Annotated in this window: 22 protein-coding genes; 9 read left to right on the plus strand and 13 right to left on the minus strand. The window is 46.1% G+C overall.

Features of this window, described 5'->3' with window-relative positions:
* The first annotated feature begins 290 nt into the window (after positions 1 to 290).
* Both L5L91_RS17900 and L5L91_RS17905 read left to right on the plus strand, forming a co-directional pair.
* Positions 291 to 1,874, plus strand: a complete 1,584-nt coding sequence (locus L5L91_RS17900) for a methyl-accepting chemotaxis protein (RefSeq protein ID WP_263237326.1) — start codon at positions 291 to 293, stop codon at positions 1,872 to 1,874.
* Between the two features lie 493 nt (positions 1,875 to 2,367).
* Complete coding sequence (locus L5L91_RS17905; protein ID WP_263162308.1) at positions 2,368 to 3,759, plus strand: tetratricopeptide repeat protein; 1,392 nt, start codon at positions 2,368 to 2,370, stop codon at positions 3,757 to 3,759.
* 72 nt (positions 3,760 to 3,831) lie between these two features.
* Here L5L91_RS17905 and L5L91_RS17910 read toward each other — a convergent pair whose 3' ends face one another.
* Positions 3,832 to 4,743 carry a bile acid:sodium symporter family protein gene (locus L5L91_RS17910; RefSeq protein WP_263237328.1) on the minus strand — a complete coding sequence of 304 codons (912 nt, stop codon included), beginning with the start codon at positions 4,741 to 4,743 and terminating at the stop codon, positions 3,832 to 3,834.
* A 380-nt stretch (positions 4,744 to 5,123) separates the two neighbouring features.
* Between L5L91_RS17910 and L5L91_RS17915 the strand changes: the two genes are divergently transcribed.
* The 3 genes from L5L91_RS17915 to L5L91_RS17925 all read left to right on the plus strand — a co-directional run bounded on the left by L5L91_RS17915 (position 5,124) and on the right by L5L91_RS17925 (position 7,815).
* Positions 5,124 to 6,461, plus strand: a complete 1,338-nt coding sequence (locus L5L91_RS17915) for a coproporphyrinogen III oxidase family protein (protein ID WP_263162313.1) — start codon at positions 5,124 to 5,126, stop codon at positions 6,459 to 6,461.
* A gap of 132 nt (positions 6,462 to 6,593) precedes the next feature.
* On the plus strand, positions 6,594 to 6,827 hold the full coding sequence (locus L5L91_RS17920; protein WP_011787794.1) for a hypothetical protein: 234 nt from the start codon (positions 6,594 to 6,596) through the stop codon (positions 6,825 to 6,827).
* A gap of 46 nt (positions 6,828 to 6,873) precedes the next feature.
* Positions 6,874 to 7,815: a DUF4424 domain-containing protein gene (locus L5L91_RS17925; RefSeq protein WP_263162316.1), complete on the plus strand. Its 942-nt coding sequence runs from the start codon at positions 6,874 to 6,876 to the stop codon at positions 7,813 to 7,815.
* A gap of 53 nt (positions 7,816 to 7,868) precedes the next feature.
* Here L5L91_RS17925 and L5L91_RS17930 read toward each other — a convergent pair whose 3' ends face one another.
* Positions 7,869 to 9,869: a ligand-gated channel protein gene (locus L5L91_RS17930; RefSeq protein ID WP_263237329.1), complete on the minus strand. Its 2,001-nt coding sequence runs from the start codon at positions 9,867 to 9,869 to the stop codon at positions 7,869 to 7,871.
* A 125-nt stretch (positions 9,870 to 9,994) separates the two neighbouring features.
* Here L5L91_RS17930 and L5L91_RS17935 point away from each other — a divergent pair, with 125 nt between their 5' ends.
* Entirely contained in the window at positions 9,995 to 11,008 is a 1,014-nt protein-coding gene (locus L5L91_RS17935) for a LysR family transcriptional regulator (RefSeq protein WP_263237330.1), read from the plus strand.
* Between the two features lie 77 nt (positions 11,009 to 11,085).
* On the plus strand, positions 11,086 to 11,967 hold the full coding sequence (locus L5L91_RS17940; RefSeq protein ID WP_263237331.1) for a patatin family protein: 882 nt from the start codon (positions 11,086 to 11,088) through the stop codon (positions 11,965 to 11,967).
* Here the strand turns inward: L5L91_RS17940 and L5L91_RS17945 are convergent.
* Positions 11,951 to 12,892 (minus strand): LysR family transcriptional regulator, encoded by a 942-nt coding sequence (locus L5L91_RS17945; protein ID WP_263237333.1) that lies wholly within the window; start codon positions 12,890 to 12,892, stop codon positions 11,951 to 11,953. The genes L5L91_RS17940 and L5L91_RS17945 overlap by 17 nt on opposite strands.
* Positions 12,893 to 12,920: 28 nt before the next feature.
* The gene (locus tag L5L91_RS17950; protein WP_173248142.1) at positions 12,921 to 13,778 is read right to left on the minus strand and encodes a DMT family transporter; all 858 of its coding nucleotides are present in this window, start codon (positions 13,776 to 13,778) and stop codon (positions 12,921 to 12,923) included.
* Positions 13,779 to 13,956: 178 nt separating this feature from the next.
* On the opposite strand from L5L91_RS17950, the gene trmL reads away from it, so the two are divergent.
* Positions 13,957 to 14,421, plus strand: a complete 465-nt coding sequence (gene trmL / locus L5L91_RS17955) for a tRNA (uridine(34)/cytosine(34)/5-carboxymethylaminomethyluridine(34)-2'-O)-methyltransferase TrmL (protein WP_006079682.1) — start codon at positions 13,957 to 13,959, stop codon at positions 14,419 to 14,421.
* A 29-nt stretch (positions 14,422 to 14,450) separates the two neighbouring features.
* On the opposite strand, the gene L5L91_RS17960 is transcribed toward trmL, so the two are convergent.
* Positions 14,451 to 15,002, minus strand: a complete 552-nt coding sequence (locus L5L91_RS17960) for a hypothetical protein (protein WP_263237335.1) — start codon at positions 15,000 to 15,002, stop codon at positions 14,451 to 14,453.
* 212 nt (positions 15,003 to 15,214) lie between these two features.
* Here L5L91_RS17960 and L5L91_RS17965 point away from each other — a divergent pair, with 212 nt between their 5' ends.
* The gene (locus L5L91_RS17965) at positions 15,215 to 17,242 is read left to right on the plus strand and encodes an alpha/beta hydrolase family protein (RefSeq protein ID WP_263237336.1); all 2,028 of its coding nucleotides are present in this window, start codon (positions 15,215 to 15,217) and stop codon (positions 17,240 to 17,242) included.
* Positions 17,243 to 17,330: 88 nt separating this feature from the next.
* On the opposite strand, the gene L5L91_RS17970 is transcribed toward L5L91_RS17965, so the two are convergent.
* From L5L91_RS17970 to L5L91_RS18005, 8 genes are all read right to left on the minus strand, one after another.
* Complete coding sequence (locus L5L91_RS17970; protein ID WP_263237337.1) at positions 17,331 to 18,809, minus strand: M16 family metallopeptidase; 1,479 nt, start codon at positions 18,807 to 18,809, stop codon at positions 17,331 to 17,333.
* A complete protein-coding gene (locus L5L91_RS17975) occupies positions 18,806 to 20,137 on the minus strand; it encodes a M16 family metallopeptidase (RefSeq protein WP_263237338.1) in 1,332 nt (443 codons plus the stop codon). Before L5L91_RS17975 ends, L5L91_RS17970 begins: the two co-directional genes overlap by 4 nt.
* Before the next feature lie 137 nt (positions 20,138 to 20,274).
* On the minus strand, positions 20,275 to 21,672 hold the full coding sequence (locus tag L5L91_RS17980) for an amidohydrolase (RefSeq protein ID WP_263237340.1): 1,398 nt from the start codon (positions 21,670 to 21,672) through the stop codon (positions 20,275 to 20,277).
* A gap of 257 nt (positions 21,673 to 21,929) precedes the next feature.
* Positions 21,930 to 22,346, minus strand: coding sequence for a hypothetical protein (locus L5L91_RS17985; protein WP_219255522.1), 417 nt, complete (start codon positions 22,344 to 22,346; stop codon positions 21,930 to 21,932).
* Positions 22,347 to 22,657: 311 nt separating this feature from the next.
* Positions 22,658 to 23,104, minus strand: a complete 447-nt coding sequence (locus L5L91_RS17990; protein ID WP_263237344.1) for a DUF6985 domain-containing protein — start codon at positions 23,102 to 23,104, stop codon at positions 22,658 to 22,660.
* Positions 23,105 to 23,115: 11 nt separating this feature from the next.
* A complete protein-coding gene (locus L5L91_RS17995) occupies positions 23,116 to 23,667 on the minus strand; it encodes an SMI1/KNR4 family protein (RefSeq protein WP_263162345.1) in 552 nt (183 codons plus the stop codon).
* 108 nt (positions 23,668 to 23,775) lie between these two features.
* Positions 23,776 to 24,444: a class I SAM-dependent methyltransferase gene (locus tag L5L91_RS18000; protein WP_263162347.1), complete on the minus strand. Its 669-nt coding sequence runs from the start codon at positions 24,442 to 24,444 to the stop codon at positions 23,776 to 23,778.
* Between the two features lie 105 nt (positions 24,445 to 24,549).
* Complete coding sequence (locus tag L5L91_RS18005) at positions 24,550 to 24,921, minus strand: hypothetical protein (protein ID WP_173497729.1); 372 nt, start codon at positions 24,919 to 24,921, stop codon at positions 24,550 to 24,552.
* Positions 24,922 to 25,064 lie beyond the last annotated feature (143 nt).

Raw genomic sequence — 25,064 nt, forward strand, 5'->3', positions numbered from 1 at the left:
GAGATCACAAAGACCAATTTAAATGCTAAATCACTGTAAAAAAATTGCATGTATCATAGTTATTTAATAATAAAAACAATCATCTAGATAAAAGTTGAATTTAAACAACACAACATTTCGTAACTTAGCAACCAACCAGATGCAACACCAATAAAACAATTCAATTAAAAACAGTATCTTAGTAGACATTTCCATAAAATACTCTCTTGCTGGCTAGCTCACGCGCACGCTAAAATTACCTATAGCGTAATTAAATTACGCATTGCTGCTTTTTATCCTAGAAGGTCACCATGTTTAAAAATGCCAAAACCAGTACATTGACGGCATTGCCATCAGTGTTTACAAGTATCTTACTGATCATCATAGGTATTTCGTGCTATCGCAGTTTTAACGAACTCGGTGAGACCAGTAAAAGCCTAGTCGACAACACTCAGCTCGCAGAAACTTTCACTACAGTACGAGAATCCTTTTTTGAGTTGCGCTTAGCCACCTTAGTCCACAACGGTAAAGCTATCGCCGAACAACAACATAAGGTTGCACAACTCGTCTCTCAACTGACCAAATTTAATACCGACTTCATGGGCGCTGATGCTCAAGCTATTCACACTCTTTTACCACAAACAGAACATTATGTTCGTCTCTACCAAGAAGAACTGGCACTCGCTAAACAAACTGGAGCAGTACCTGAGCTAACCAATGAGCGTGCTGCGCTCGGGCCTAAGGTCAGTAATCAAATCAACCAATTAGTCGCGCTGATCACTCTGCGAAATCATGAGTTAGGCAAACAAGCTGAAGATAAAGTCACCTCAACAGAAAGTATCCTACTGGGATTGATCTTGTTCGCGATTGTAGCGTCACTCTTCAGCGCCCTCATTATGAGTAAACAACTCGTCCACATAATCAATGAGATAAAACGGGTAATGGAACGTCTTGCCCATGGCGACCTAACTCATAAAACAAATATTAAAGGACAAAATGAGCTCTGCTCACTCGCAGAAGATCTCGACAGTGTGATAGGTTATCTACGTGAAATTATGTCTGAAATTGCCCAAGCCTCGGATCATATGTCCGACCAAATAGGGCAATTGAATGTACAGTCAAATGCCAATAATCATGCACTGCAAATCCACGCCGTCGAAACCGACCAAGTCGTGACAGCCATGACTGAAATGAGCGCCACAGCCCATAATGTCGCGGGTGATGCTGCATCTGCAGCCCAGTTTACTCAACAAGCAAATGCGCAAGCGGATAAATCGAAGAAAGCCGTTGAACAAGCTGCCAACACTGTGATTGCCTTGGTCGCTAAAGTCGATGTCGCCGCTGATGCGATTAATGATATGAACGAAAATACCCGTCATATCGCCGCGATTTTGAATGTAATAGGTGAAATTGCCGATCAAACCAATCTGCTAGCGCTTAATGCAGCCATCGAAGCCGCCCGTGCAGGTGAACAAGGTCGAGGCTTTGCTGTTGTCGCCGATGAAGTTCGCTCACTGGCCGCACGCACTCAAGCAAGTACCGCAGAAATCAACCAGATGCTGGAACAACTTTATCTTGGTGCCAATGCCGCCGTAACCGCAATGGAGCAAACCAAACACAGTTGCCAACAAGCCGCCGATACCACCAATCTAGTGACGGAAAACCTTGATACCCTGACCACTTATGTGTTCGATATTAATGGGCTCAGTAATCAAATCGCCACCGCAGCAGAAGAGCAAAGTGCTGTGACCGAAGAGATAAACCGTAATCTGACCACCATTCGTGAAATGGTCGATGAACTGAATCAAAGCGGTAAAGCCACCCTCAATAGCGCAACCTCTTTGGCCGCGACGAAGGAACAACTCGTCGGTGTGGTCTCGCATTTTAAGCTTTAGGTTTAGGCTCCCTAAAAAAAGCTTTTAAATCTGCGGCCTAATAACAAAAATTATTGGGCTGTCAGATTTTTAGATGAGATATAAAGCGAAACACACACCTGCAATATAAATCGCAGCCAAGAAAACTAACCTATTATTAATACTATATTTTTATAAAAATTATTTACCAAAAAATGATTAAATTGATTCAGTGTCAACTGTACTAAAGCAATAATAAGAGCGTGAAGCCTATAGTTCAGGAATGAAGATACGTATTGCCCATCTCCCACAATATTGAATACCACTAAAAAACTTCGGACTCAGCTAATCAACGATTAGCTATCGTCGGCTTCCATGTAACGCCAACACCCGGCAGTGCTACCGCTGCAATTCATCCGCCTGTCCATAACACAGTGGTAAACCGCAAGGCTTGCTTGTAGCATAACAAGCCTCTACGTTAAACAACTTCACTAGCACTACCGCTTACAAGTACCCGCTTAACGACAAGGATGTTATGAAGATATTCACTATTGCGACTCTCCTATTACTGTTGACCGTAAGCTTTGCAGCAACTGCAGAAAAGTCCGCGCTGGAACAGCTATTTGAGCAACAACAATACGACGCTTTCTTGCAACAAGCACAGCAGCAAGCAGCAGAGAACAATGCTGAGGCGTTATTCTTACTGGGTAAAGCCTACCATCTCGGCCGTGGCGTCACGCAAGACAATGCCACCGCCAGCCAATACTATGAACAAGCCAGAGCCTTAGGTTCGGCCCATGCCAGCCATAATCTAGGCAGCATGGCGCTGGATAATGATCGAAAAACGCAGGCCATCCCCTTGTTAGAAGAAGCGCTGGCGCGGGGTCTTAAACTACCGACCTTATATAACCTAGGACGAGCACACAGTCCGGCAGATCCCAGCTCAAGGTTCTATCTAGCGAAAGCAATCACTGCGGCGCAGCAAGCGGGGAGTTACTTTGGGCAAGCCTTTGAACTCCAGCCCGATAACCTCTATCAGGATAATGTCTCACGCGAGTATCTGCGCGCGTACTTAATGGCGATGCAAAGTGTCGGCAGCGAAAGAGAAAGCCTCAACATCCCGCAGTTACGCCAGCAAGCCATAAAGTGGCTAGAATTGGGTATGGCAGCAGATGACGGTACGGCGTGGACAAACTACGGCGCTCTGCTGTTGAATGAAAATGACTACAGCGGTGCGAAAGCCGCATTTTTACAAGGTGCTAAGCGTCAAGTTGCCATCGCTAACTATCATTTAGGCAGCATGGAAGAGCACGGTTTGGGCGCAGAAGCCGATAAAGTGCAAGCACTGGCATACTACGAGAAAGCGGCATTAGCCGGCATGGAACAAGCTAAAACGCCCGCATATAATCTGCTTAAGGCACAACTGGAATATGAAGACGATCTCACTAAATTGGAACAGGGCATTGCCCGCTTTAATGCACTAAAACAGCAAGATCAGTATGTTCCCATCTCACTTGACTCAGTTATTCATCGCCTGACGTGGGGTAAGTTTCTGGCACAGCAGCGACAACAGATTATTTCGTTGCCAACAGCGGCCAAAACCCAATTAAGCTTGCAGGCCTGTGGTTTAGGCTACAACCAACTACATGGCAGCACATACAATATTGGAGAAAACTCTCACTGGCGTATGGCGGCGTATCTAACCTTAGCTGACAAAATCGCCTTACCACTAGAAGGCAGAGTCGATGAACATGGCTGCGCCAGTTTAACGATTACCATGACAGATCAGCTGTATCACTTGTTACAACAAGGTGCCGTATTCGGATTACGCATTCCCAACTACACACTGCCACTGGCATTAAGCCGGCAAGAAAATATCTTGCAGCTAACACTCATGCCTGTCGAGACCCCATTACCGGTTAATTAGTCACAGCATTTTAAGCCTGTGGCCTCGCTTGCTAGGCAACAGGAATTATCTATTTTCGACAGCAACATCTTATTAATCTTGCGATTCTCTCGCCCAATATCCTGCCAACATGGCGCCAGACAAATTATGCCATATCGAGAATATCGCGCTGGGAATGGCAGAAGTGGGGCTAAAGAATTTAATACATAAAGCAGTGGCGAGACCGGAGTTTTGTAGGCCAACTTCGATAGAGATAGTTTTACAAACTGTGTGGTTAAAGCCTAATAAACGGCAACAGAAATAGCCTAAGGCGAGACCAAGACCATTATGCAAGAACACGGCAAGCAGAATAATCGGGCCAACTTTACCAAACTGATTGGCATTTAACGCCACGATAATCGTAATCGCCATCACAATTGCCAAGATAGAAATCAGTGGCAATGCAGGAGCGACTTTAGCCACCAGCGATTTAAAAAAATGATTGATAATCACACCAACGCTGACAGGGATCAGCACAATTTTCACTAAACTCAGCAGCATATCAGCGAAGGGTATATCGATCATCTCACCAATCAACAGCTTAATAATCAGTGGTGTTAACACCACGCCCGCTAAGGTTGACAGTGCCGTCATGGTTATCGATAAAGCCACGTCGCCTTTTGCTAAATAACAGACCACGTTTGAGGCGGTGCCGCCTGCAACACTGCCCACTAACACCATGCCTATGGTGAGTTCCCTATCTAATCCTAATAACAGGCTAATTAGTAATGCACTGAGCGGCATGACAGAAAATTGCAGCACGAGTCCTGCGAGTACAGCACGTTTCTGTTTGAATGCATTAGCAAAATCCTGAAGATCTAAGGTGAGCCCCATAGATAGCATGATTATCACCAACAGCGGCACTATGGCGGATTTAAGCTCAGTAAACCAACTCGGTATCAGATAAGCTGTCATTGCGCCTATCAGTGCCAACAGCGGGAAGAAGCGGTTTACGTTTGCCAACATAGTGGGCCCTTTACATCAAGAGGTTATTTTTATCGTTCGGATGATGACAGCCGACCCTTGGATAGACAAGCGCTAATCCGCCAGCAACAAAATGCCTAGAATGGTGATTTTCAATCTCAGCATTTAGACTGACACGGCAAGCTAACCCCGCAAATCTACAATAAATTCCGCTAAAAAATGCATGATAAAAATGCATTCTCAATCGCTAAAACATGATCTGCTTAACAAAAAGCCCGTGATTTCCTTGTTAGGAAACCGTAACTTATAACCAGTTCACGTTTTAACAATTACATACGAGGTAGTCTTATTGCGCTAGGTGGTCGTGAATTACCTAAAGCAATTTCGGTGTTTACGGTTAGCACTCTCAGATAGGAATCGTTATGTCATCAGTTATTCAAACGCTCAGCGGCGCTATCGCAACGCCTTATCAAGCGAATATTACCGTCCCTAACTGGATGCTCGGCTCGATGGAACGGGTCATGCAGTACTATGTCGATAAGAATCTTCGCCTCGATACGCTTTCAGCAGAAATGATGCCAGCACCGGTTGAAGGCAAAAAATATATGCTATACGCACATATTCCCTTCTGCCATACCCTGTGCTCTTACTGTACCTTCCACCGTTTTATGTTTAAGGAAGACAAGGCGCGTGCCTACTTCATCTCATTACGTAAAGAGATGGAAATGGTCAAGGCCCTCGGCTATGACTTTGAATCTATGTACATTGGTGGTGGTACCACCACGGTATTAGAAGACGAATTAGCCCGTACCATAGAACACGCTAAAACCCTATTTCCTAGCATTAAAGAAGTCTCCTGCGAGTCCGATCCGCAGCATTTAGACAGCCCAGGCTTTAAACAGCTCAAAGGCTTAGTGGATCGCATGTCTATCGGCGTACAAAGCTTTAATGACGATATTTTAAAAATGACCGACCGACTCGATAAATTCGGCACGGGTCAGCAAACCTTCGACAAGATCATGGGTGCCAAAGAGTTGTTCCCTATTATCAACGTCGACCTGATTTTTGGTTTCCGCGGCCAAACCGATGAAGTGATCCAACACGACCTCGACATGGCATCGCGCTTAGACCCAAGACAAATTACCACCTATCCGCTGATGATCACTCATCAAACCCGTAAGAGTGTTAAAGGCAAATTAGCGGCGCCGCAAGCGGATATGGCAAACCAATATCGCCAAATATTAAATAGCCTTAATGGTCAATATAATCAATTGTCTGCATGGGCATTTGGTAAAACCGATGACGAAGGATTTGATGAATACGTTATCGATTACGACGAATACTTAGGGGTAGGTTCGGGCTCATTTAGTTTCTTAAATGACACGCTTTATGTGAACACTTTCTCGCTACGTAAGTACCAAGAACGCATCGCAGCGGGTCAAATGGGTGTCGAGCAACAAAAGAACTACAGCAAAAAAGACGTGATGCAATATCGCTTTTTGCTGGGCATGTTCTCCGGCCGTTTATCGCGTAAATATTTCCGCGAAACCTTTGGCGTCAATTTAGATACCGCCTTATTTAAAGAAATGACCTCGATGAAACTGATTGGTGCGATTAAAAATGACCCAACAGATCCCGACAATCTGATCGTCACCGATAACGGCAAGATGATGGGTCTATTGATGATGAAAGAGTTTTACGCCGGCATGGACAACGTGCGCGCTCAATTGCGTAAGCCACTCAAACCCTGTGATATGTAACACTTATTGATGATTGTTGATTCATAAAGACTAAACAGGCCCTTCGAGGGCCTTTTTGTTAACTCGGTTTAAAGGTAATCTTGCCCAGTACTATTAATTGAGCACAATCCCAACAATAAAGGAGTATTCGTTATGGGTTTTAATGAACAAGAAAAACAAGCCTTATTAGCACTCAAAGGCGTTGGCCCGACGGTAATTAAACGCTTCGAAGAAATTGGTATCAGCTCACTACAACAACTCGCCCAACACGAAGTGGATGATATTGCTAACTTAGTCGCCAGCATGCTGCGCACCACTTGCTGGAAAAATAGCCCACAAGCGCGAAATGCGATAAGTGCGGCCATCGACCTCGCCCGCGCGCAATAATAGTTCCCCATTGATACTAAAACATCCAACTAGAGTTAAGAAGTACATGTCAGCACACTTAGCCATACCCCTTTTTGCTATAATTTTACTCGTCTACGGAGAAACTGCCTCTGCCAACGATAGCAGTTTTGGGGATGCTAATGGCTCTATTACCTTGAAATATCAGCCTAATATCAGTATGGATAAAGAGTCCCTCTTCATCAGCGAGACCGAAGTCAGGGTCGATTATGTGTTTACCAACACCAGTTCGCAGGATCTTATCGTCCCCATCGCCTTCCCCATGCCACCAATGTTTTTTGGCTCCGCCGATCACAGCAGCATTGATAACTTCACCCTTAAAGTGAATGGCAAAACCCAGCCAACTCAGCACAGGCTTGTTGCCCAACTTGCCGATAAAACCGATATTTCAACCGAGCTGAAACAGCTTGGCTGGGGTGTAGATGAAGTCGCTTACTTTGCCGAATATGCCGAAGTCCCCAAGGGTAAACCCGCACTCCCCAAGCAATGGTTGGATGAGGACCAACAAATCGCCTTTACCCTAAGCGATTACTTTGTGTGGGAACAAACCTTTCCCGCGGGCCAATCTGTCTCCATCAGCCACAGTTACACGCCAAGCCTCTCAACGGGCATCCCCGATACTGCCAATAGTATTATCGATACTTACACTGAACTGGCCTGTTTAGATGAAAGCGCCAAGCAAGGTATTCGGAAGCGTAATCTCGTTGTCAAACAAGACGGTGAAGATCAGGAGATTGGCGTCGAATGGAGCCATCTTAGCTATATTTTGGTCACAGCTAATAACTGGCAAGGGTCGATTAAGGACTTCAAACTCACCCTAAAAAAATCCCAGCCCACAGATCTTATTAGTTTGTGTTTTGATGGCGAGCTTAAAAAAACTGACCCACTCACCTTTGAGTTCCAGCAAAAACAGTTCACGCCAAAGCAAGATCTCAGCGTCCTGTTTATTCGTAAACCGAATTTTGAATAATCAAAAAAGAAGCCAGCTAAGTGCTGGCTTCTTTATAACTCGCTATTTTTAATTTAAAAACTATAGGTCATACCTAACCAGTAACGTCGGCCATCTTCGATATAACCGTATTCCTCTTGGGTAATTTCCTTATCGAAGGCGTTATAAATGCCCACACTAAATTTCAAGCTATCGTTCAACTGGTAGTTAGCCCCCAAATCCAGCAGAGTATAAGAAGGGGCGATTAAACTGCTCGATGAAGGTCCTGTCGTCGGTTGGCTCTCTTCGCCACGGTAGTTCACCCTTAACCAAGTGCTTAAATTATCAATAGGCTCGTAGTTGAAAGACGCTTGGATCAAATGCTTAGGCAATTGATTCAATGGGCTACCTTTATAAACACCTGTCTTTTGCTCCGAATCCGTATAGGTATAGTTACCCGTCAAACTCAAGTTTGAGCGAATGCGATAGTCGAAACTCAGTTCAATCCCTTGGGTCACAGCTTCGTCGACGTTCACATAAGTCGTTGGATTAGAACCAAATTGATTTGGACCATCAGTACATTGAGTCGCAGGACAGGCAACGCGGGTGATCTTGTCATTAAACTCGTTATAGAACACACCCGCGCTGGCGGTAATGCTCTCGGTCAGATCAGAATACAAACCTAACTCGTAGTTAACTGAAGTTTCAGGTTGTAAATCTGGATTACCGTACATGTTGCCACCACGGCTGACTTGTCCCCAGTCGGGCACTGTCTGACGTAAACTCGGCGCCCTAAACCCTGTTGATACACCGCCCTTTAAGGTGGTGCTGTCGGTTAATCCCCACACGCCATAAACGCGCGGACTGACATGATTACCAAAGTTTTCATCATCATCCAAACGCAGCCCCATGGTCAGAGCAAAGCTATCGACAATGCGCCATTCATCCTCGGAAAACACCGACCATTGTTTGCGACTAATATCAGTTAAGTCACTCACTTGGTTACCTGTTTCGTCGGTTAAATCTTGATGGTTGAATGCTGCGCCAAAGGTCGCTGTATGACTTTGGCCTAACGTAGTGATAAGGCTAGATTGCGCATCCGTGTTAGTGATTTTCATCTTACGGGTTTTATTATCAAACACTTCATGCTTGATATAGCTATCCGAAGTACCAAAGTCCCAACGACCTGTATGTGAAAGGGAGAAGGTGCTGTTTTCATATTCTGTCGTTGAAGATTCAGGGCAACCGCGACGACCACAGGCTTCGCCCGGTGCTAACGGTGTGACGGTTTTACCTAAACTGCTGTCGAGTTCTTGGTTAGAAGTGCCAACTTCAAACATGATATCGTGATTTTCATTAGGCGTGAGCGCAAATCTCGCTGTCAGATTAGTCGCATCGCGACCTCGGTAACCACCATAGATTTGATCTTCTTCACGCTGGGTATATTGACCATAAAGTTGCATCCCTAGTAGATCTTTGATCAAACCACCGTTGACGAAAAAGTTGCCTTGATACACATTTCCCGAGTCAGACTTTTCCTGCAAAGTGCTGTCGAGTCGCACCTCACCCTGCCACTCGTTTGGCACTTTGCGAGTGATAATGTTAATTACCCCACCAATGGCATCCGAACCATAAAGTGATGACATAGGCCCGCGAACAATTTCAATTCTATCGATGGCCGCCAATGGTGGCGTCCAAGCGCCTTCAACGCCTGGGCCGTCACTGTTGGTCCGTGTCTCGCGCGAGGATTGGCGTTTACCATCCACTAAAATTAACGTGTATTGACTACCCATGCCCCGCAGACTGATATCCTGACGGTCTGCACCGCCCGTAATCACTACGCCGGGCACTTCTAACATGGCATCGGTTAAGTCGCGGTAGAAGCGGTTATCCAGATCCTCACGGGTGATCACGCTGATAGAAGCTGGCGCATCGCGAATTTGCTGTTCAAATCCCGATGCAGTCACCACGATTCTTTCCATCATCTTTTCTTTATCTGACGCGGTATCCGCAAGGGCATTTGTTACTGGTACTGTGGGCAACAAACATAAAGCGGTGATCACTTGAGCGAGGTACTTCTTACGACTTAACAACATAACCGACAAGTCTCCATTAGAGCAAAGATTGTAAATGAGAACAATTTTCAATACGGCAATGTATCTCTATGTTACAATCAGCTCAAGTTAGACTTTAGGTATTCACTTGTAAGAGTTACTTAAAAATGAATAAAAACATGATCAAAGGGATGATCGTTTTTGCGACAATCGCAGAAAAGGGCTCAATGAGTGCCGCAGCACAGCAATTAAATCTCAGCTCGTCGGCGGTAAGTCAGCAAGTGACCAAGCTCGAAATGGACATGGGGATCAGCCTGTTCCACCGCAATACCCGCAACCTCACACTCACCGAAGCGGGCAGTTTGTTCTACGAGAATTGCCGCAAGGTCATAGCGATAGTCGAAAGCACAGAGCAGAAACTTAATAACTTGAAAGGTATTCCATCAGGGGAATTAAAGATTGCCGCGCCTATAGGATTTGGCGGCGGCCTGTTAAGCGAACCTTTTAATTACCTGTTGGCAGCACATCCACAGATAAGTTTGAATTTACTGCTGCAAGATGGCCCGATAGATATAGTCAACGACGGTATCGATCTGGCGATTTGCATCGGCCCCTTATCGGATTCCAACCTAATTGCCCGCCATTTAGCCGATTGGCGTATGTTACTGTGCGCCTCACCTAATTATCTGCCAATGCATAAAAACCTTAGCCACCCAAAGGAATTAACTGAATTAAATCGGATCTATCACACTTATGCTAAAGGCGATATCTTAACCCACGCCTTCAGCCAAGCGTGTTTTGAACTGACAAGCCAGCGAATTAGCGTCAACAATATGCAGGCGTTAATTCAACTCACACTCGATGGTCTAGGATTTGCCGCCCTGCCCGAACCTGAAGTACACAAATACCTCGAAAGCGGCCAACTGGTCACCCTATTACCCGAGTGGTCACTCAATACCTACAGTGTTTATAGCGTAACGTCGGCGCGGGATAAGCAGCCTGCAAAAGTGAAAGAAGCGCTCAATGCACTTAGCCAATACTTTAGTCAGGCAGATTTTCACCAAGCCTATCATGTTAATCTGGGCCATCAAAAAGATGGCGTAAACGATAACGTAACCAATATCTTACCAATTAAAACTAAGAAAAAGTCACATCATCTTGATGTTGGTCACGCATCTTGAGGATACCTTACACGCATTCATTTCTGCGCTAAGCAGGGGTATTCTGCGGTGATAAACCGATAAAAAGATGTAACTCGATGAAAGATGTGGCCTTAGTGTTGGAAGGTGGTGGCCTCAGAGCCATTTATACCGCAGGTGTATTAGACGCGTTTTTACAGCAGTCACTTCACTTCAGCTATGTAATTGGGGTATCTGCAGGTGCCATTTATCCCGCGTCCTATGTATCCCGCCAATTTGGTCGCAATCTCCACATTCAGCAGCAATATCTCAATGACAAACGCTATATGGGCATCCGCCATTGGCTGGCAACTGGTAATTATGTCAATACAGACTTTACCTACCGTCGCATGGCTTATGAGTTGCTGCCATTTGATTTTGATACATTTTTAAATAGTAATACCGAATTCAAGGTCGGCGCCTTTAACTGCAACACAGGAAAAACCGATTACTTTGGGATGGCCGATTTTAATGATCACGATAAATTGCTCGACGTGCTCATTGCCTCCTCTAGCCTGCCTTTTATGTCTAAACCCAGCGTGATTAACCAACACCATTACCTCGATGGCGGCATCGGCGAACCGATACCGTTAGCGCAATCACGCAAAGATGGTTATGCACGCCAAGTGGTGATCTTGACTCAAGATCAGCATTACCAAAAATCCGCGATGAAAATGAATTGGTTAGCCCGCAAAACCTATAAACGCTACCCCGCCGTTGCCCATGCGTTAAGTGAGCGCCACCGAGTTTATAATCAAGCATTAGTCGAGTTAAACCAAGCCGTTGCGAATAATAAAGCCTTTGTGATCCGCCCAGCGCAACCACTTAACCTATCGCGGCTCGATCGCAACATCGGGAAAGTAACCGCCGTCTATCAGCAAGGCTTAGCAGATGGGCAAAATATCTTGCCCGCATTAATCACTTGGTTAGCCGCACCAAAACTGCCTAAATCTGAGGTGTAATCGAACGCAGCACTTGGCTAATAATCAACTCTCGCAGCCATTTATGGCTTAAATCATGCTCAAAGTGTTTGTGCCACATCAATAAATACGCGCCGGGGATCAATTTAATGGGTGATGGTAAAGACTGAAGCTCAAAAGACTTCATCACAGCCAAGGCATAGCGCGAAGGCGCGCAGAGGATCAAATCGCTCTGTTCACACAGGGTGAGCGCGCTCTGAAAGTCGGTCATATTCACGGCAATATCCCGTTTACGGCCCTCGAGTTGCAACACATCATCCAGCAACCAATGCTCTAAACCGCCAAAGGCCACTTGCAGATGGCGATAACTCAAGAAGGTATCTAAATTCCATTCTTGTGTTAACGCCGGATGATCACGACGCATCAAACACACGGGATAATCCTGCACTAACTCAACATGGCATAAGTCATCGGGAATGTTATTCACATGCATGGGTGAACGCTCATCCCACTCGCGACAACCTATGGCTAAGTCGATGTCGCAGCGCAGTAATCTGTCCATGGTATCGAGTCGCCACGTTTGGCAATTGAGACTCACACCGGGCGCTTGGGTGAGCAACATGGGCATAAAATGGGGAAAGGTCAGTGAATAGGTGGTTTCGACCAAATGCATTATAAACTGTCGTTGGCTCAAGGCGGGTTCGAAGGTGTCCGGCCGAGTAAATTGTGCCAATTGCTGTAAGCATTGGCGCAACTCAGGCGCGAGTGACAAAGCCTTGGGCGTCGGTTTTAGGCCGTAGGCGGTACGTTCAAATAAAGGATCATCAAACACTTCCCTCAGACGTGTGAGCTGTTTACTCACAGCCGACTGGCTCAAATGCAACCGCGCAGCAGCAGCGGTCACGCTTTGCTCCTCAAGTAGAATTTCGAGTACGGGCAGTAAATTCAGATCCAAACGTTTTAGCATCTATGCCTCATTCACCCCAAAATAATGACTAGGGTTGCACTTTTTTAAATGGATTTAACCTTAAATTCTGCGGCAACTTCATCAATAACAGTGACAATAAAATCACAGCTATTCCCATCCATTGGCGCATATCTAAAGTTTCCCCCACAATCATGACCCCTAATGATACGGCAACCACAGGGTTGACTAAAGCGACCATACCCATGATTTCTGGCCCTAAGTTTCGCATAGACCACAGCCAAGCCCAATAGGCAACGGCGGTGTTGGCAATCACTAACCATATCAGTGAAGGTACAAGCGTCATACTCGGTAGCTGCGGTGGCCCTGCCATAAACCAAGCCAGTGGGATCAACATCAAACCGCCTAATAATAGCTGCCACGCGGTCAGCACTAAAAAGTCACCCACATCCCACTTTTGCATCCAGCGAGAAGAAAAAGCGATTAAGGTGGTGGCACTCAGCATGCAAAGTACGCCGATAGGATCGAGATCCGCCGAAGGGTTAAGCAGTAAAATGACCCCACCTAATCCCATCAAACCTAATAATAACCACTTCATTCCTGGGCGTTTTTTATCAATGAGCCAAGCCAGTATTAAGAAGATGAGCGGCAGAGTAGCCCCTAAGGTTCCCGCCACCGCGCCCGGCAAACGATACGCGCCGATAAATAGCAAAGTGAAGAAGGCACCGATATTACAAAAAGCCAGCAAACCAAGCTTTGACCAAACCAAAGTTGGCAAACGAGGACGCAGCATCAGCATTAATATCCCCGCAGGCAAGGCACGCCACACGGCTACCCAGTAGGGCGACATGTCATGTAAGTAGAGACTCACTAACGCATAGGTCGTCCCCCAAAATACAGGAGCGAGTAACGCAATAATAAAGGGCATAATGACTTCTTAAAAAGTATCTTGATGTTGAGATAATAAAACAGGCAAGCCTTGAGCTAACAATTCCACCGATTACAACCTCTATTGCATGAACTTAGCCAAATCCACCCACAACAGACACTGCGCTTGGGCACCGTTTGCCGTATAATCGGCCGTCATTTTCTACAGGCGGGCCAGTATGTTCCATATCGCACTCTATGAGCCAGAAATCGCACCTAACACAGGTAATATCATTCGCCTTTGCGCAAACAATGGCTGCCAGCTGCATTTGATTGAGCCATTAGGTTTTGATCTAGAAGAGAAAAAGCTACGCCGCGCGGGTTTGGACTATGCCGACTTAACCAATGTGACTCGCCATAAAGACTTCGATGCTTTCCTCGAAGCCATGGCAGGCAAACGCATTATGGCCTGCACCACTAAGGGGAGTCGCCCGCATACAGAGCTGAGTTTTGCCAAAGACGATGTGCTGCTATTCGGCCCAGAAACCCGAGGTTTACCGATGGCGATTATCGAATCTATCCCCACTGAGCAGAGACTACGCATCCCCATGGCGGCCACCAGCCGTAGCTTGAATCTGTCTAATGCGGTGGCAATTATCAGCTATGAAGCATGGCGCCAACTGGATTTTGCTGGCGCACTTTAAGCGCTATCGAAGGTAAATCGGATTGGCGACTAAGGAGATGGCGCGACTGGCGTCATCTCTATTCCGCGAAAAAGCTGATAGCGATCAACATCATCGTCTAAATATTGAATATTCTGCGTCCATTGCCATGCGTTAGCTTGAGCACCCGCCCCCTTTACCTCAAACAGTAATTGAATTAACGCAGACCGAGCAGTCACCACGCCCTCACCCAGCAAAGAATAATCGCCATTTTGACGATATAAGCTAAAGACCTGCTGCTTCTCTTGGGACACGCCATCGTAATAGGTCAACAACACTTGCTCGCCCTGCTCCCTAAACCACCAGGTTTCACTATAGGGCGCACGCGTGCCAACACTCACAGACAATAACAGCTGCCGCTTATCATGGGAGCAAAATCCGGTGACTGTCACTTTTCGTGGCGCTTCCCCCACTTTGGCGGCATCGCCTCCCCATTGACCAGTAAACTGAGGGCAAAACTCACTAAAACTTACCCTAGCCGCGTGCGCAGCCAGAGGAATAGCAGCACTCAGTGCAATTGCCACTCCCCATAATAGTCTTAATCGGTTGATTTTATTCTGCATCTACCTAGTCCTCAGCCGAAATATCACCCTAGATTAGCCTGTAATTCCGCCATCAACAAATCACAATTAGCCGACAACCATTCACAGATGCTTACACAAAGCGTCCCGCTATGGGTTATCACTCAGTTTGCTTTCATGCTCGGTTTCTATACTCTCGAATCTGCACCACAAATAAAATCATTATAACTATATGTATGATAAGGAGACTCACAGTGAAGAAGACAGGAATCTTATTGCTCTGTCTGTTGATGCCATTCGGCTCAGCATTTGCGGAGCAGAGTAAACCGCTCTCGGTGGAATTGCTCTGGCAACTTAAGCGTATTGGTAGCCCAGTCGTATCGCCCTCTGGTGAGCATATTATTGCGCCAGTCACAGAATATGATCTGAAGGAAGATAAAGGTTCGACCCAGTTATGGCGTTTTGATGGCGAAGGTAAAAATAATCGTGCTATTACAGTCAAAGGGTTAAAGGTGAGCGAGCCCGTGTTTTCGCCCGACGGCAAAACCTTAGCCTTTGTGAGTGAGCGAAATGAAGACGACGCAGGCCAAATCTACCTATTGCCTATGGACGGTCCGGGTGAAGCGCAGCGCTTAACCGACATACCTACTGGCGTAAATGGTATTAAATGGGTTGGCAAGCATTTGTATTTCATCAGCAATGTATTCCAAAATCAAACATGGGACGAGATGAAAACCCAACTAAAAGCCGACGAGGACAATAAGGTCTCCGCTCGCCAGTGGAACGCTTTGCCCTACGCTCAGTTTGATCACTGGTTAGATGAACGTCGCCAAGCCCATGTATTTAGGCTCCCCGCTTCAGGCGGCGAAGTCGAATCCGTGACGCAAGCACTCGGCCATGAGTTACCACGCTCGAGCCAAAGCAGTTCAAGTTACGATATTTCGCCTAATGAACGCTTAATTGCCTTCAGTACTTATGGCTCAGACAACCGTGTCGACCCTAAACTGGATATTTTCCTTGCGACGATTGGCAGTGGTAAAGCAGAGAATATCACCCCAGAAAATCAAGCCGCAGATGCTGATCCCAGCTTTAGCCCCAATGGCAAAACGCTGGCTTTTACCCGTCAGAAAATCCCCGGTTTCTATGCCGATACTTCAAGGCTGATGTTACTGGATATCGATAGCCGTAAACTTAATACGCTAACACCAGAGTGGGATCGTTCGGTCAGCCAATTTAATTGGACCCCCGACAGTAAAGGCTTTTATGCCACCATCGAAGATGCCGCCACTAACCGCATTTATCATATCGATGCCAAAAACGGTAAAGTCAAAGCCATTACAGAGGCAACTGACTTTAGCCAACCCGCCATAGGTAAAGACGGTGAACTGATTGCCACCAACGAGAGCTTTTTGCACCCAGCGCGCTTGGTCAGCATTAATCCCCGCAATGGTAAGACGGTACGCCTAGAGAATTTTAATGACGATATTCTCAAAGATGTTGATTTAGGCACTTACGAATCAGTGACCTACAAGGGATATCAAGATCAAGATATTCAAATGTGGGTTCACTATCCTCCCGGATTCGATCGCAGTAAAAAATATCCCCTCTTTATGCTGGTTCACGGCGGGCCACATAACGCCATTACCGACGGTTTCCATTACCGTTGGAACGCACAAACCTTCGCCTCTTGGGGATATGTCACTGCTTGGCCAAACTTCCATGGTTCTAGCGGCTTCGGACAAGCGTTTGCCGATGCGATTAACCCAGATTGGAAGAATAAATCCCTCGAAGATGTGCTCAAGGCGGCCGACTGGTTTAAACAGCAAAGCTGGATAGACAGCGACCGCATGGTGGCGGGTGGCGCAAGTTACGGCGGTTATCTGACCTCAATTATTTTAGGTCAACCACATCCCTTTAAAGCCTTGTTGATCCACGCTGCGGTTTACGACATGTATTCACAAATGGCGTCGGATTTTGCCGTCCACAGCACCCGATTTGGCAACTACTGGGATAATCCTGAGCTGTATAAAGCCATTTCTCCACATTACTTTGCGGCTAACTTTAATACCCCAACCTTAGTCAGTCATGGTCAACTTGACTACCGGGTACCAGTGGGGCAAGGGTTTGAACTGTTCCGCACCCTGCAAACTCGCAATGTGGAATCGCGGATGATTTATTTCCCCGATGAAAACCATTGGGTTATGAAACCCAATAACTCTATCTATTGGTATAACCAAGTGAAGGATTGGATGACCCATTATGCTAAGCCGGGTGGACAATAAACGCTGCATCTAGCACCAAGAACAGAAAAGCAAAAGGTCTGCACTATGCAGACCTTTTCTTTATCGAATCAAGCCTCGCAATAATAGCTTATTGGCCAAATCCCGTGGCTTTAATATCGACGGTTTGCACTTTGCCGTACTTAGCGGCAATCGGTGCAATCTTAGCCGCATTGCCAATCAGCACAAATTGCAGATCTTTTTGCGGGAAGTAAGTTTTCACTAACCTTTGGGTTTCTTCTAGGGTTAAACCATCCACCTTAGCTTGGAACTCATTGATAAACTTATCATCGAAACCATACAGATACATGCCTGATAAGAGCCCCGCCAGCTGCCCAGAGGTTTCAAACTGAGGCGGGAACTGACCCTTAACATAGGCTTTAGCCGAATCTAAGGTCGCTTGATCTACACCTTTCTCCCATAAACGAGCATAGGTTTTCAAGGCTAAATCCATCGCTTCTTGAGTGGTTTCCGTCTTAGTGAAAGTACTGATTGTGAATACGCCCGAATCGGTATAAGGGCTAAAACCTGAGCGTGCGCCATAGGTTAAGCCTGCGTTCACCCGCAGCTCGTCGTTAAGCCAAGAGGTAAAACGACCACCTAAAATAGTGTTCACTACCGTTAAACCTACATAGTCTGGATTGTCACGACTAATACCTAAGCCCCCGATCACAAAAGTAGTTTCGATTGCATCGGGTTTATCCACCAGCAAGACTTTGGCCTCGGTCAACTGAGGCAAACCTTGGTTTAAATCAGGTTGTACCAGTTTTTCGTTGCCTTGCCACTGACCAAAGGTTTGCGTCAACTTGGCTTTCATCGTCGCCACATCAAAGTCACCCACGACAGTTATCGCAGTATTGGAAGGCTGATAGTAACTCTTATGGAAGGCGCGCAGCTGCGACACAGTCACTTGTTCAAGCGAATCACTGTTACCCGAAGCCGCATTACCATAAGGATGGGCACCGAATACGAGCTTATCGAAGTAGCGACCAATCACCGCCCGTGGGCTTTCTTTATCCTGCTGCAGCCCAGCAATCGCGCGCTGTTTGAGTTTATCAAACTCGGCGGCATCAAAGTCAGGCGTTAACATCGCCGCGCTAAATAAGCCCAGCATCAAGTCAATGTCCTTCGCCATAAAGTCAGCACTCAGATAACTGCCTTCCTTATCCGCTTCGGCCACTAAACTTGCACCGAGAAAATCCACTTGCTGCTCGATATCTGCCTTAGATTTCCCCGCCGCACCTAACAGCAAGCCTTCTGCTGTCATTTGTGCCACGCCTGCGGTGGTGTCATTCACAGCACCGGCGCGTACCACGGCATTTAAGGTAATTAACGGCACTTCGCGCTGCGGCATTAAGTACACAGTTAAGCCGTTATCTAACACAAACTTATCGTAACTTGGCATCGCAAAGCTGCCAGTATCGACCCGCTTTGGTGCCGATGTCGCCGCGCAGCCCGCTAAGACTAAGCTTGTGCCTAAAGCCAATGCTGCCATTAACTTAGAAGGTTTTCCGAGTGATACCATCTTAAGTGATTTCATTGCTGTCGATTTCATTGTCATCGATTTCATTGAGAGGACTCCTCGTTTGCCGCCAGCACAGCTACAGTACGATTCGATTTACGTAAATAGGTTTGGGCAACACGTTGAATATCCGCTGGCGTCACCTTGTTATAGGCTTCAGGTGCATTAAATAACTTGTCGTAACTGCCAAAATACATCTCATAGGTGCCTATGGTATTAGCCTTACCATTAATGGTTTCCATCGAGCGATAAAAATCCATCAACTTAATATTTTTAACTTTATCCAGTTCTTGCTGGGTAACACCCGTTGTCGCAATCGCATCGATTTGTTCAATCAACGCATGCTCCAGCGTCGAGGCTTTCACCTCAGGTGTAGCAACGCCCATCACATAGAAGAGGTTAGGATCGACCGACATCGGCATGTAGGTTTGCGCTTCTAAGGCCACTTGTTTATCAACCAATGATTGATATAAACGCGAGCTATTACCTTGACTTAGAATCGAGCTTAATAAGTCCAGCGCATAAAAATCCGCATGGGTTGCCGCCGGAATATGGTACGCCAACATTACGTTAGGTGTGCTGACCGATGCCTTCTGCACAAAGGTGCGACGCTCACCCTTTTGCTCAGGTTCGACAGTGCGAATCGCTTTAGGCGGAGTCTGTGCCGGAATAGGCGCAAAGTACTTGTCTGCCAAGGCTTTTACTTGGGCAAGCTTTACATCGCCGGCAATCACGACCACGGCATTGTTCGGCGCGTAATAGGTTTTATGGTACTGGACTAAATCTTCCAGCGACCAAGCGGCGATATCCGACTCGTGACCGATCACCGACCAAGAATAAGGGTGGGCTAAAAACGCCACGCCTTTGATTTCGCCTTCGAGGGCATTCCAGTTAGAGTTTTCTAAGCCAGTGGAACGCTCCGACTGCACTACGCCACGTTCGCTATCGACCATGGCTTGGTTGATATCTAAGTTAGCGATGCGGTCAGCCTCGAGATCGAACATAGTTTCGAGCGCATTGGCGGGGAACCAATCGGTATAAACCGTCATGTCTTCAGTGGTATACGCATTGTTCGCGCCACCGGCGGCTTCCATAGTGCGGTCGAACATTTTCGGGCCGTACTTTTTCGAACCGTTGAACATCATGTGTTCGAAAAAGTGCGAAATACCAGTAATGCCGGGCACTTCGTTACGTGAACCGACCTTCCAAAATAAATACATGTTGGCATTGGGAATAGAGGCATCTTCTAGCACCATGATTTTCATGCCGTTATCTAGCGTGAAACTCTTAATGTCTTCTGCCGTGGTGGCCTGTGCTTGGCTTAGGGGGTTCAAAAGTCCCATGGCCAAAACCAGAGCCGATAGCGTGCGCTTCATCTTGTTCGCTCCTTGCTGTAAATATCCACATATAGAGGTAAATTGTTTAACAAATCAAGCGCAGGAAGCGTATCCCGCGCCGATTTTTTGTAAGCTCAAGTTATACCGCAGTGCTTACGGAATAATACGTTAGCCACTTATTGGGCTTTGAGTGCCGTTAACGCCACTTTGGTCATGGCCTCAACGCCCACTTTTAGCGCGCTTTCATCCACATAAAATGCTGGCGAATGATTGCTGGCCGCCGTTTCAGGGTCCGTTCCCTTTGGCGTCACCCCGAGGAAGAAAAACATCCCCGGTGTTTCTAAGGCATAGTAAGCAAAGTCTTCGGCACCTGTGATTAATCCGGGTTCAATCAGCATCTTATCGCCCACTACGCTCGCAAGCACAGGCCGCATACTGGCGACTAATTCGGGATTATTAACCACCACAGGATAGCCTTGGTGGATCTCAGTAGTCGCAGTCGCCCCTAAGGTTTTCGCCGACAGCTGTGCCATTTGCGCTAAACGCACTTTGATATCGGCGCGCATGGGTTGGTCGAAGGTGCGAATCGTGCCAATCAGCTCGACTTCATCGGGAATAATGTTAGAGCGAATGCCACCATTGACTGCACCAAAACTCACCACCGCCGGCGCTTTAGTGATATCCACCTGACGGCTGACGATCGTTTGCACGTTAGTGATAATTTGTGCCGCAGCGACAATAGGATCGACCCCATTCCAAGGACGGGAACCATGGGTTTGGCTGCCTTTCACTTTGATAGTAAAAGAGTCTTCACTCGCCATTGCTGGACCACTGCGCAGGCCAATCATGCCACTCGGCATACTCGAGGTGACATGCATACCAAATACTTGCTCGGGTTTGCGCTGAGCAAACAACCCTTCTTTGAGCATCAATTCCGCGCCGCCCTCTTCACCCTCTGGCGCACCTTCTTCAGCGGGTTGGAAGATAAACATCACATCCCCCGCTAGGCTGTCTTTCACTTTAACCAAGTTTTCGGCCACGCCCATTAACATAGCCACATGGGTATCGTGACCACAAGCATGCATCACACCCACTTTTTGATCGCGATAAGTGTCAGTCGCCTTAGAGGCAAAAGGCACATCGACCACTTCAGTCACAGGCAGTGCATCCATATCTGCTCGAATCGCAATCAACGGACCAGGCTTGCCGCCCTTCAGCTTCCCGCCTTTCAAAATGGCCACCACGCCCGTATGTGCAACACCCGTTTGCACTTCTAATCCTAAGGATTTCAGATGTTTTTCAATAATCTTGCTGGTACGAAACTCACGGTTAGACAACTCAGGGTGTTGATGCAAATCACGACGCCAGTCGATCACCTTTTGCTCCACACCCGCCGCCAACTTAGCCGCATCAGGCATAGTATTGGTCGCCGCTTGCACTGAGGTTAAACCTGTGCCCATAAAGCTTAAGGCTAAGGCCGACGCGAGTAAGGTCTTGGAAAAATGGGATTTATTTACTAGGGGCTTAAATTCAAATGATGTTGATGCAGCAAGTGATACAGAGGGTAAAGTCATAGCGATAGCCTATTGTTGTTTTTATAAGCTATCTAAACTACACGGACAAGGAAGAATTGTTAATAGATTTAATGATAAAGGTAAAAGAGACTGTGCTTCATTAGAGGCTGTCTTTAACCGTCATTCCCGCAATGCTGTGGGCGGGAATCTAGCTTTTAGATAAATCAACCTGAAAAAAGATAGGGATGGCGGATCTCAGTTAAAGAAACTTAAGGTAACGGAAAAGCTGTCCCAATGCTTGGCATCGTTAGCTTTAGTCACAAAACAACAAATTCACGATTTTCTTTAAAACCACATGGCCATCGGCCTTGGCTATACAACTCAGCCACCTCACTCCATACGCCCTTTTGTCTGAGAGCGGCCTCTCTCGCTGCCATTTTGAAGGCAAAGAGTGCGCCGCCTCTAAAGCTCTCAGTAAAATCATGAGGACCATACACAAGCAAAGGATGTGACCGGCCAATTTTTCTCAGAGATCTGAGCGCCGATTTATACACAAGCATCTCCGCGTCTTTTGTTTCTTCCAATTTTTTCGGACCATTCAAAGGATCCTCTTGATCTCTGCTTGTAGGCAGCCACTCCCATCCATATGTAGAACCCAATACGCCTTCAATCGGACTTGCAGCCGAGAGCCAGTCAATAAATTCAACTTGTTTGGCTAGATATTCAGGTGTCATAGGAAGTTAACTCCGTGTTAAAGGAGTTTCAAACTGAAGCAGCAGTTTGAACTTCCAGTGAGTAAAGCGAAGGATTTTAAACGCTTTGTTACGTTTTGGCTCCTTAGCTTGGTTTACCAGCCAAAGTCTAGCCACCCATTTTAAATCAACAACATAATGCACTTTCGGTTTCTCTACCACCTGTACTGGCTAAAATTACTTGAACAAGAGCCATCATATATGGATGTCTGGCTAAAATGCCTAGCTAAAATTGCCTTTCTGAGTAACACAGTATTGCGCGGGAATAACGGTAATGAAATTTAGTCAGCAACTCACAGAAAATTAAGCTCTTCATCTTGAAGGGATAAAGCACTATCAATGGAGGTTAATAACACGCCATAGATGTAACCGCAGTTGCCCACAAAAATCACTTGATTACCATTGAGTACCATCACTTCTACCCCATGATCGGTTTCCCAGTTGCAGGAGTAATGATAACGAATTGCCCGAGTCTCCATTGTGCTGGTGTCATCCAATATAATGTACAACGGCTGGGTATTTGCGGCTATTTCATTGATGGTATTTAAAGAAATCTCTAAGTCACCGCAATAATCTTCAAAGTACTTATGCATTTTGAGCATAGCATTTAGAATTTGATGCTTCGTTTCTGGTGTCATCAGAGAAACGTCTTCGAGCATTTTTATGCGTAACTTATCGTTGCCCTGAAGCTCACCTTCAATAATCAGTTCACTCGGTTTGTTGAGTAATGGGTCGTACATTTTTGTTATCCTTAATCCTCAATTAATTCATCTGGATATAGCGCGATTTGCGCCAAGGATTGTGCAAAAAATTGGCTTAGATCTGGGCTAATAAAGTCCATCATATCGGGGTCATGGGTGTATGCGATCACTTGTCCCATTTTACCTAATGCCGAGGGCGAATGATCTGCAATCAAGAGTAATGTGCCACCCCCAAATTGGGCAAAGGGCAGCCAACCTTCTTGATACCATCCTGATTGGATTTTGGGATCCCGCACTTCTGGCTCGTGGTAATCAACGTAGTACTGGGCCTGTTTTCTCATTCGGTCACGAAATTTAAATGATGAGGCTAATGACAAAAAATCATACCGGCAAAAGTAATCTTTTCGGGCAAAGACTGTGCTCCACTCATTGCCGCCATTGGCATATCCCCAAAGCTCCCTTAGCGGGGAAACTAGTTTAAAACCTAATTGTTTTTCGGCTTCATCTAAGACTGAGTTTGATAAGCCACGATCCAGTTCTAATGTTTGATTCATGTTGGCGTAAATAGCACTCAATGCCTGTAGATAAGTCTTAACGTCCATTGTATTTACCCCTTCATCCAGACACTTAGCAGCAGTGTTAATCCTTTTGGTTTATACCGCTCGCATATGCACTTATGGGAACTTATTTAATCGAATTAGACACATAAATTAGGGTGTTGCATTACTTTTCTCAACTTTATGCATCTCTTTATATAAGAACACTACGTCCTTATCGATAATTTCTAATCGCCAGCCATAGTGCTGGGCGAGCCATTCAAAGGTCGCTTCGGCGTAAAAATTGATATGGGTAGGGTCATTTTTATAGTGCCAACTGGCAAATGCGATTTTATCCTGCACACGCTTGGTCATAACCGCCAAAATGCCATTAGGTTTTAATAACCTATCAAGCTGGGCAAGTAACCCTGCGGCACCACTCACGTGTTCAATGACTTCGGTTAAGGTAATAAAGTCGTATTGGCGGGCTAACGTTTCGGGATTATTAGCGTAATAAAGGTCGTAATTATCTATCTGATAACCGCGCGCCTTTGCCATTAGACTCAATGCCTTACCTTCTCCGCAGCCAAAATCGAGCCCTTGGGCCGAAGTGCTAACACGGCTAAGTAGTGGCTTGAGTGTGCGATTTAAAAATGTTTGATAGCCGAGATCATCGGCATGATTCTCGTGCTTATCGTACTCGGCTTTTTCTGCCTCGGCCGAAAGATAAAACTCAGAAGGCACGCTCACCAGTTGGCAGGTTTGGCATTGCTGGTAACTGCGCTTCCTATCTTGATGATAAGCGAGTAATTCAACGCCATGACATAAGGGGCAGATATTCAACAACAATTCCTAGTGATAGTAAGGTGCATAGTAATGAGAATAGCCGTAATGCCCACAAATAATGCTAGCACTGACTAGCTGAAATCGACTATGTCGATGGCCTAATTAAGGCTTAGGGATTTTACGCTCTTTTGCGGCAGCTTCTTTTGCTTCCCGTAAATATTTTTGCTCGCGACTTTCTCTTTCGTCGAACTGTTTTTGTGCCTTAAGTTTTTGCTGCGCTTCCCAATCGTTGGTTTGGGATTGTTGCTTAATTTTATCTTCCCGCTCTGTCGTCTCTTTAGTGGCTTGACGGGCCTTTTCTAATTGAGCCTGTTCTAATCGCTGTGAGTCGATGCGTGCCTTATCGGCTTTTTGCTCTAGGGTCAATCTAGGCTTTGGCGCCTCGGTGGCATTTGCTAACGCGAGATGAAAACTAAAGATGAGGACTAGCGATATTAATATTTTAGAGATTAACACTTTAAATAAATACGCCATTTCCTGTCTCCTTTATTCGATAATTGAATGAATCAATGATAAAAGCTAATTCACGCAAGATGTGCAAAACATAGCATAAAATCTGCCTAAGCTTAAAATATGCAGCAGGTGTTCTTAAAAAATATGCTTGAATACAAGTCTTA

Origin of the sequence: Shewanella sp. SM55, assembly GCF_025654025.1 — a bacterium.
In the GTDB taxonomy this organism is placed as follows: domain Bacteria; phylum Pseudomonadota; class Gammaproteobacteria; order Enterobacterales; family Shewanellaceae; genus Shewanella; species Shewanella oncorhynchi.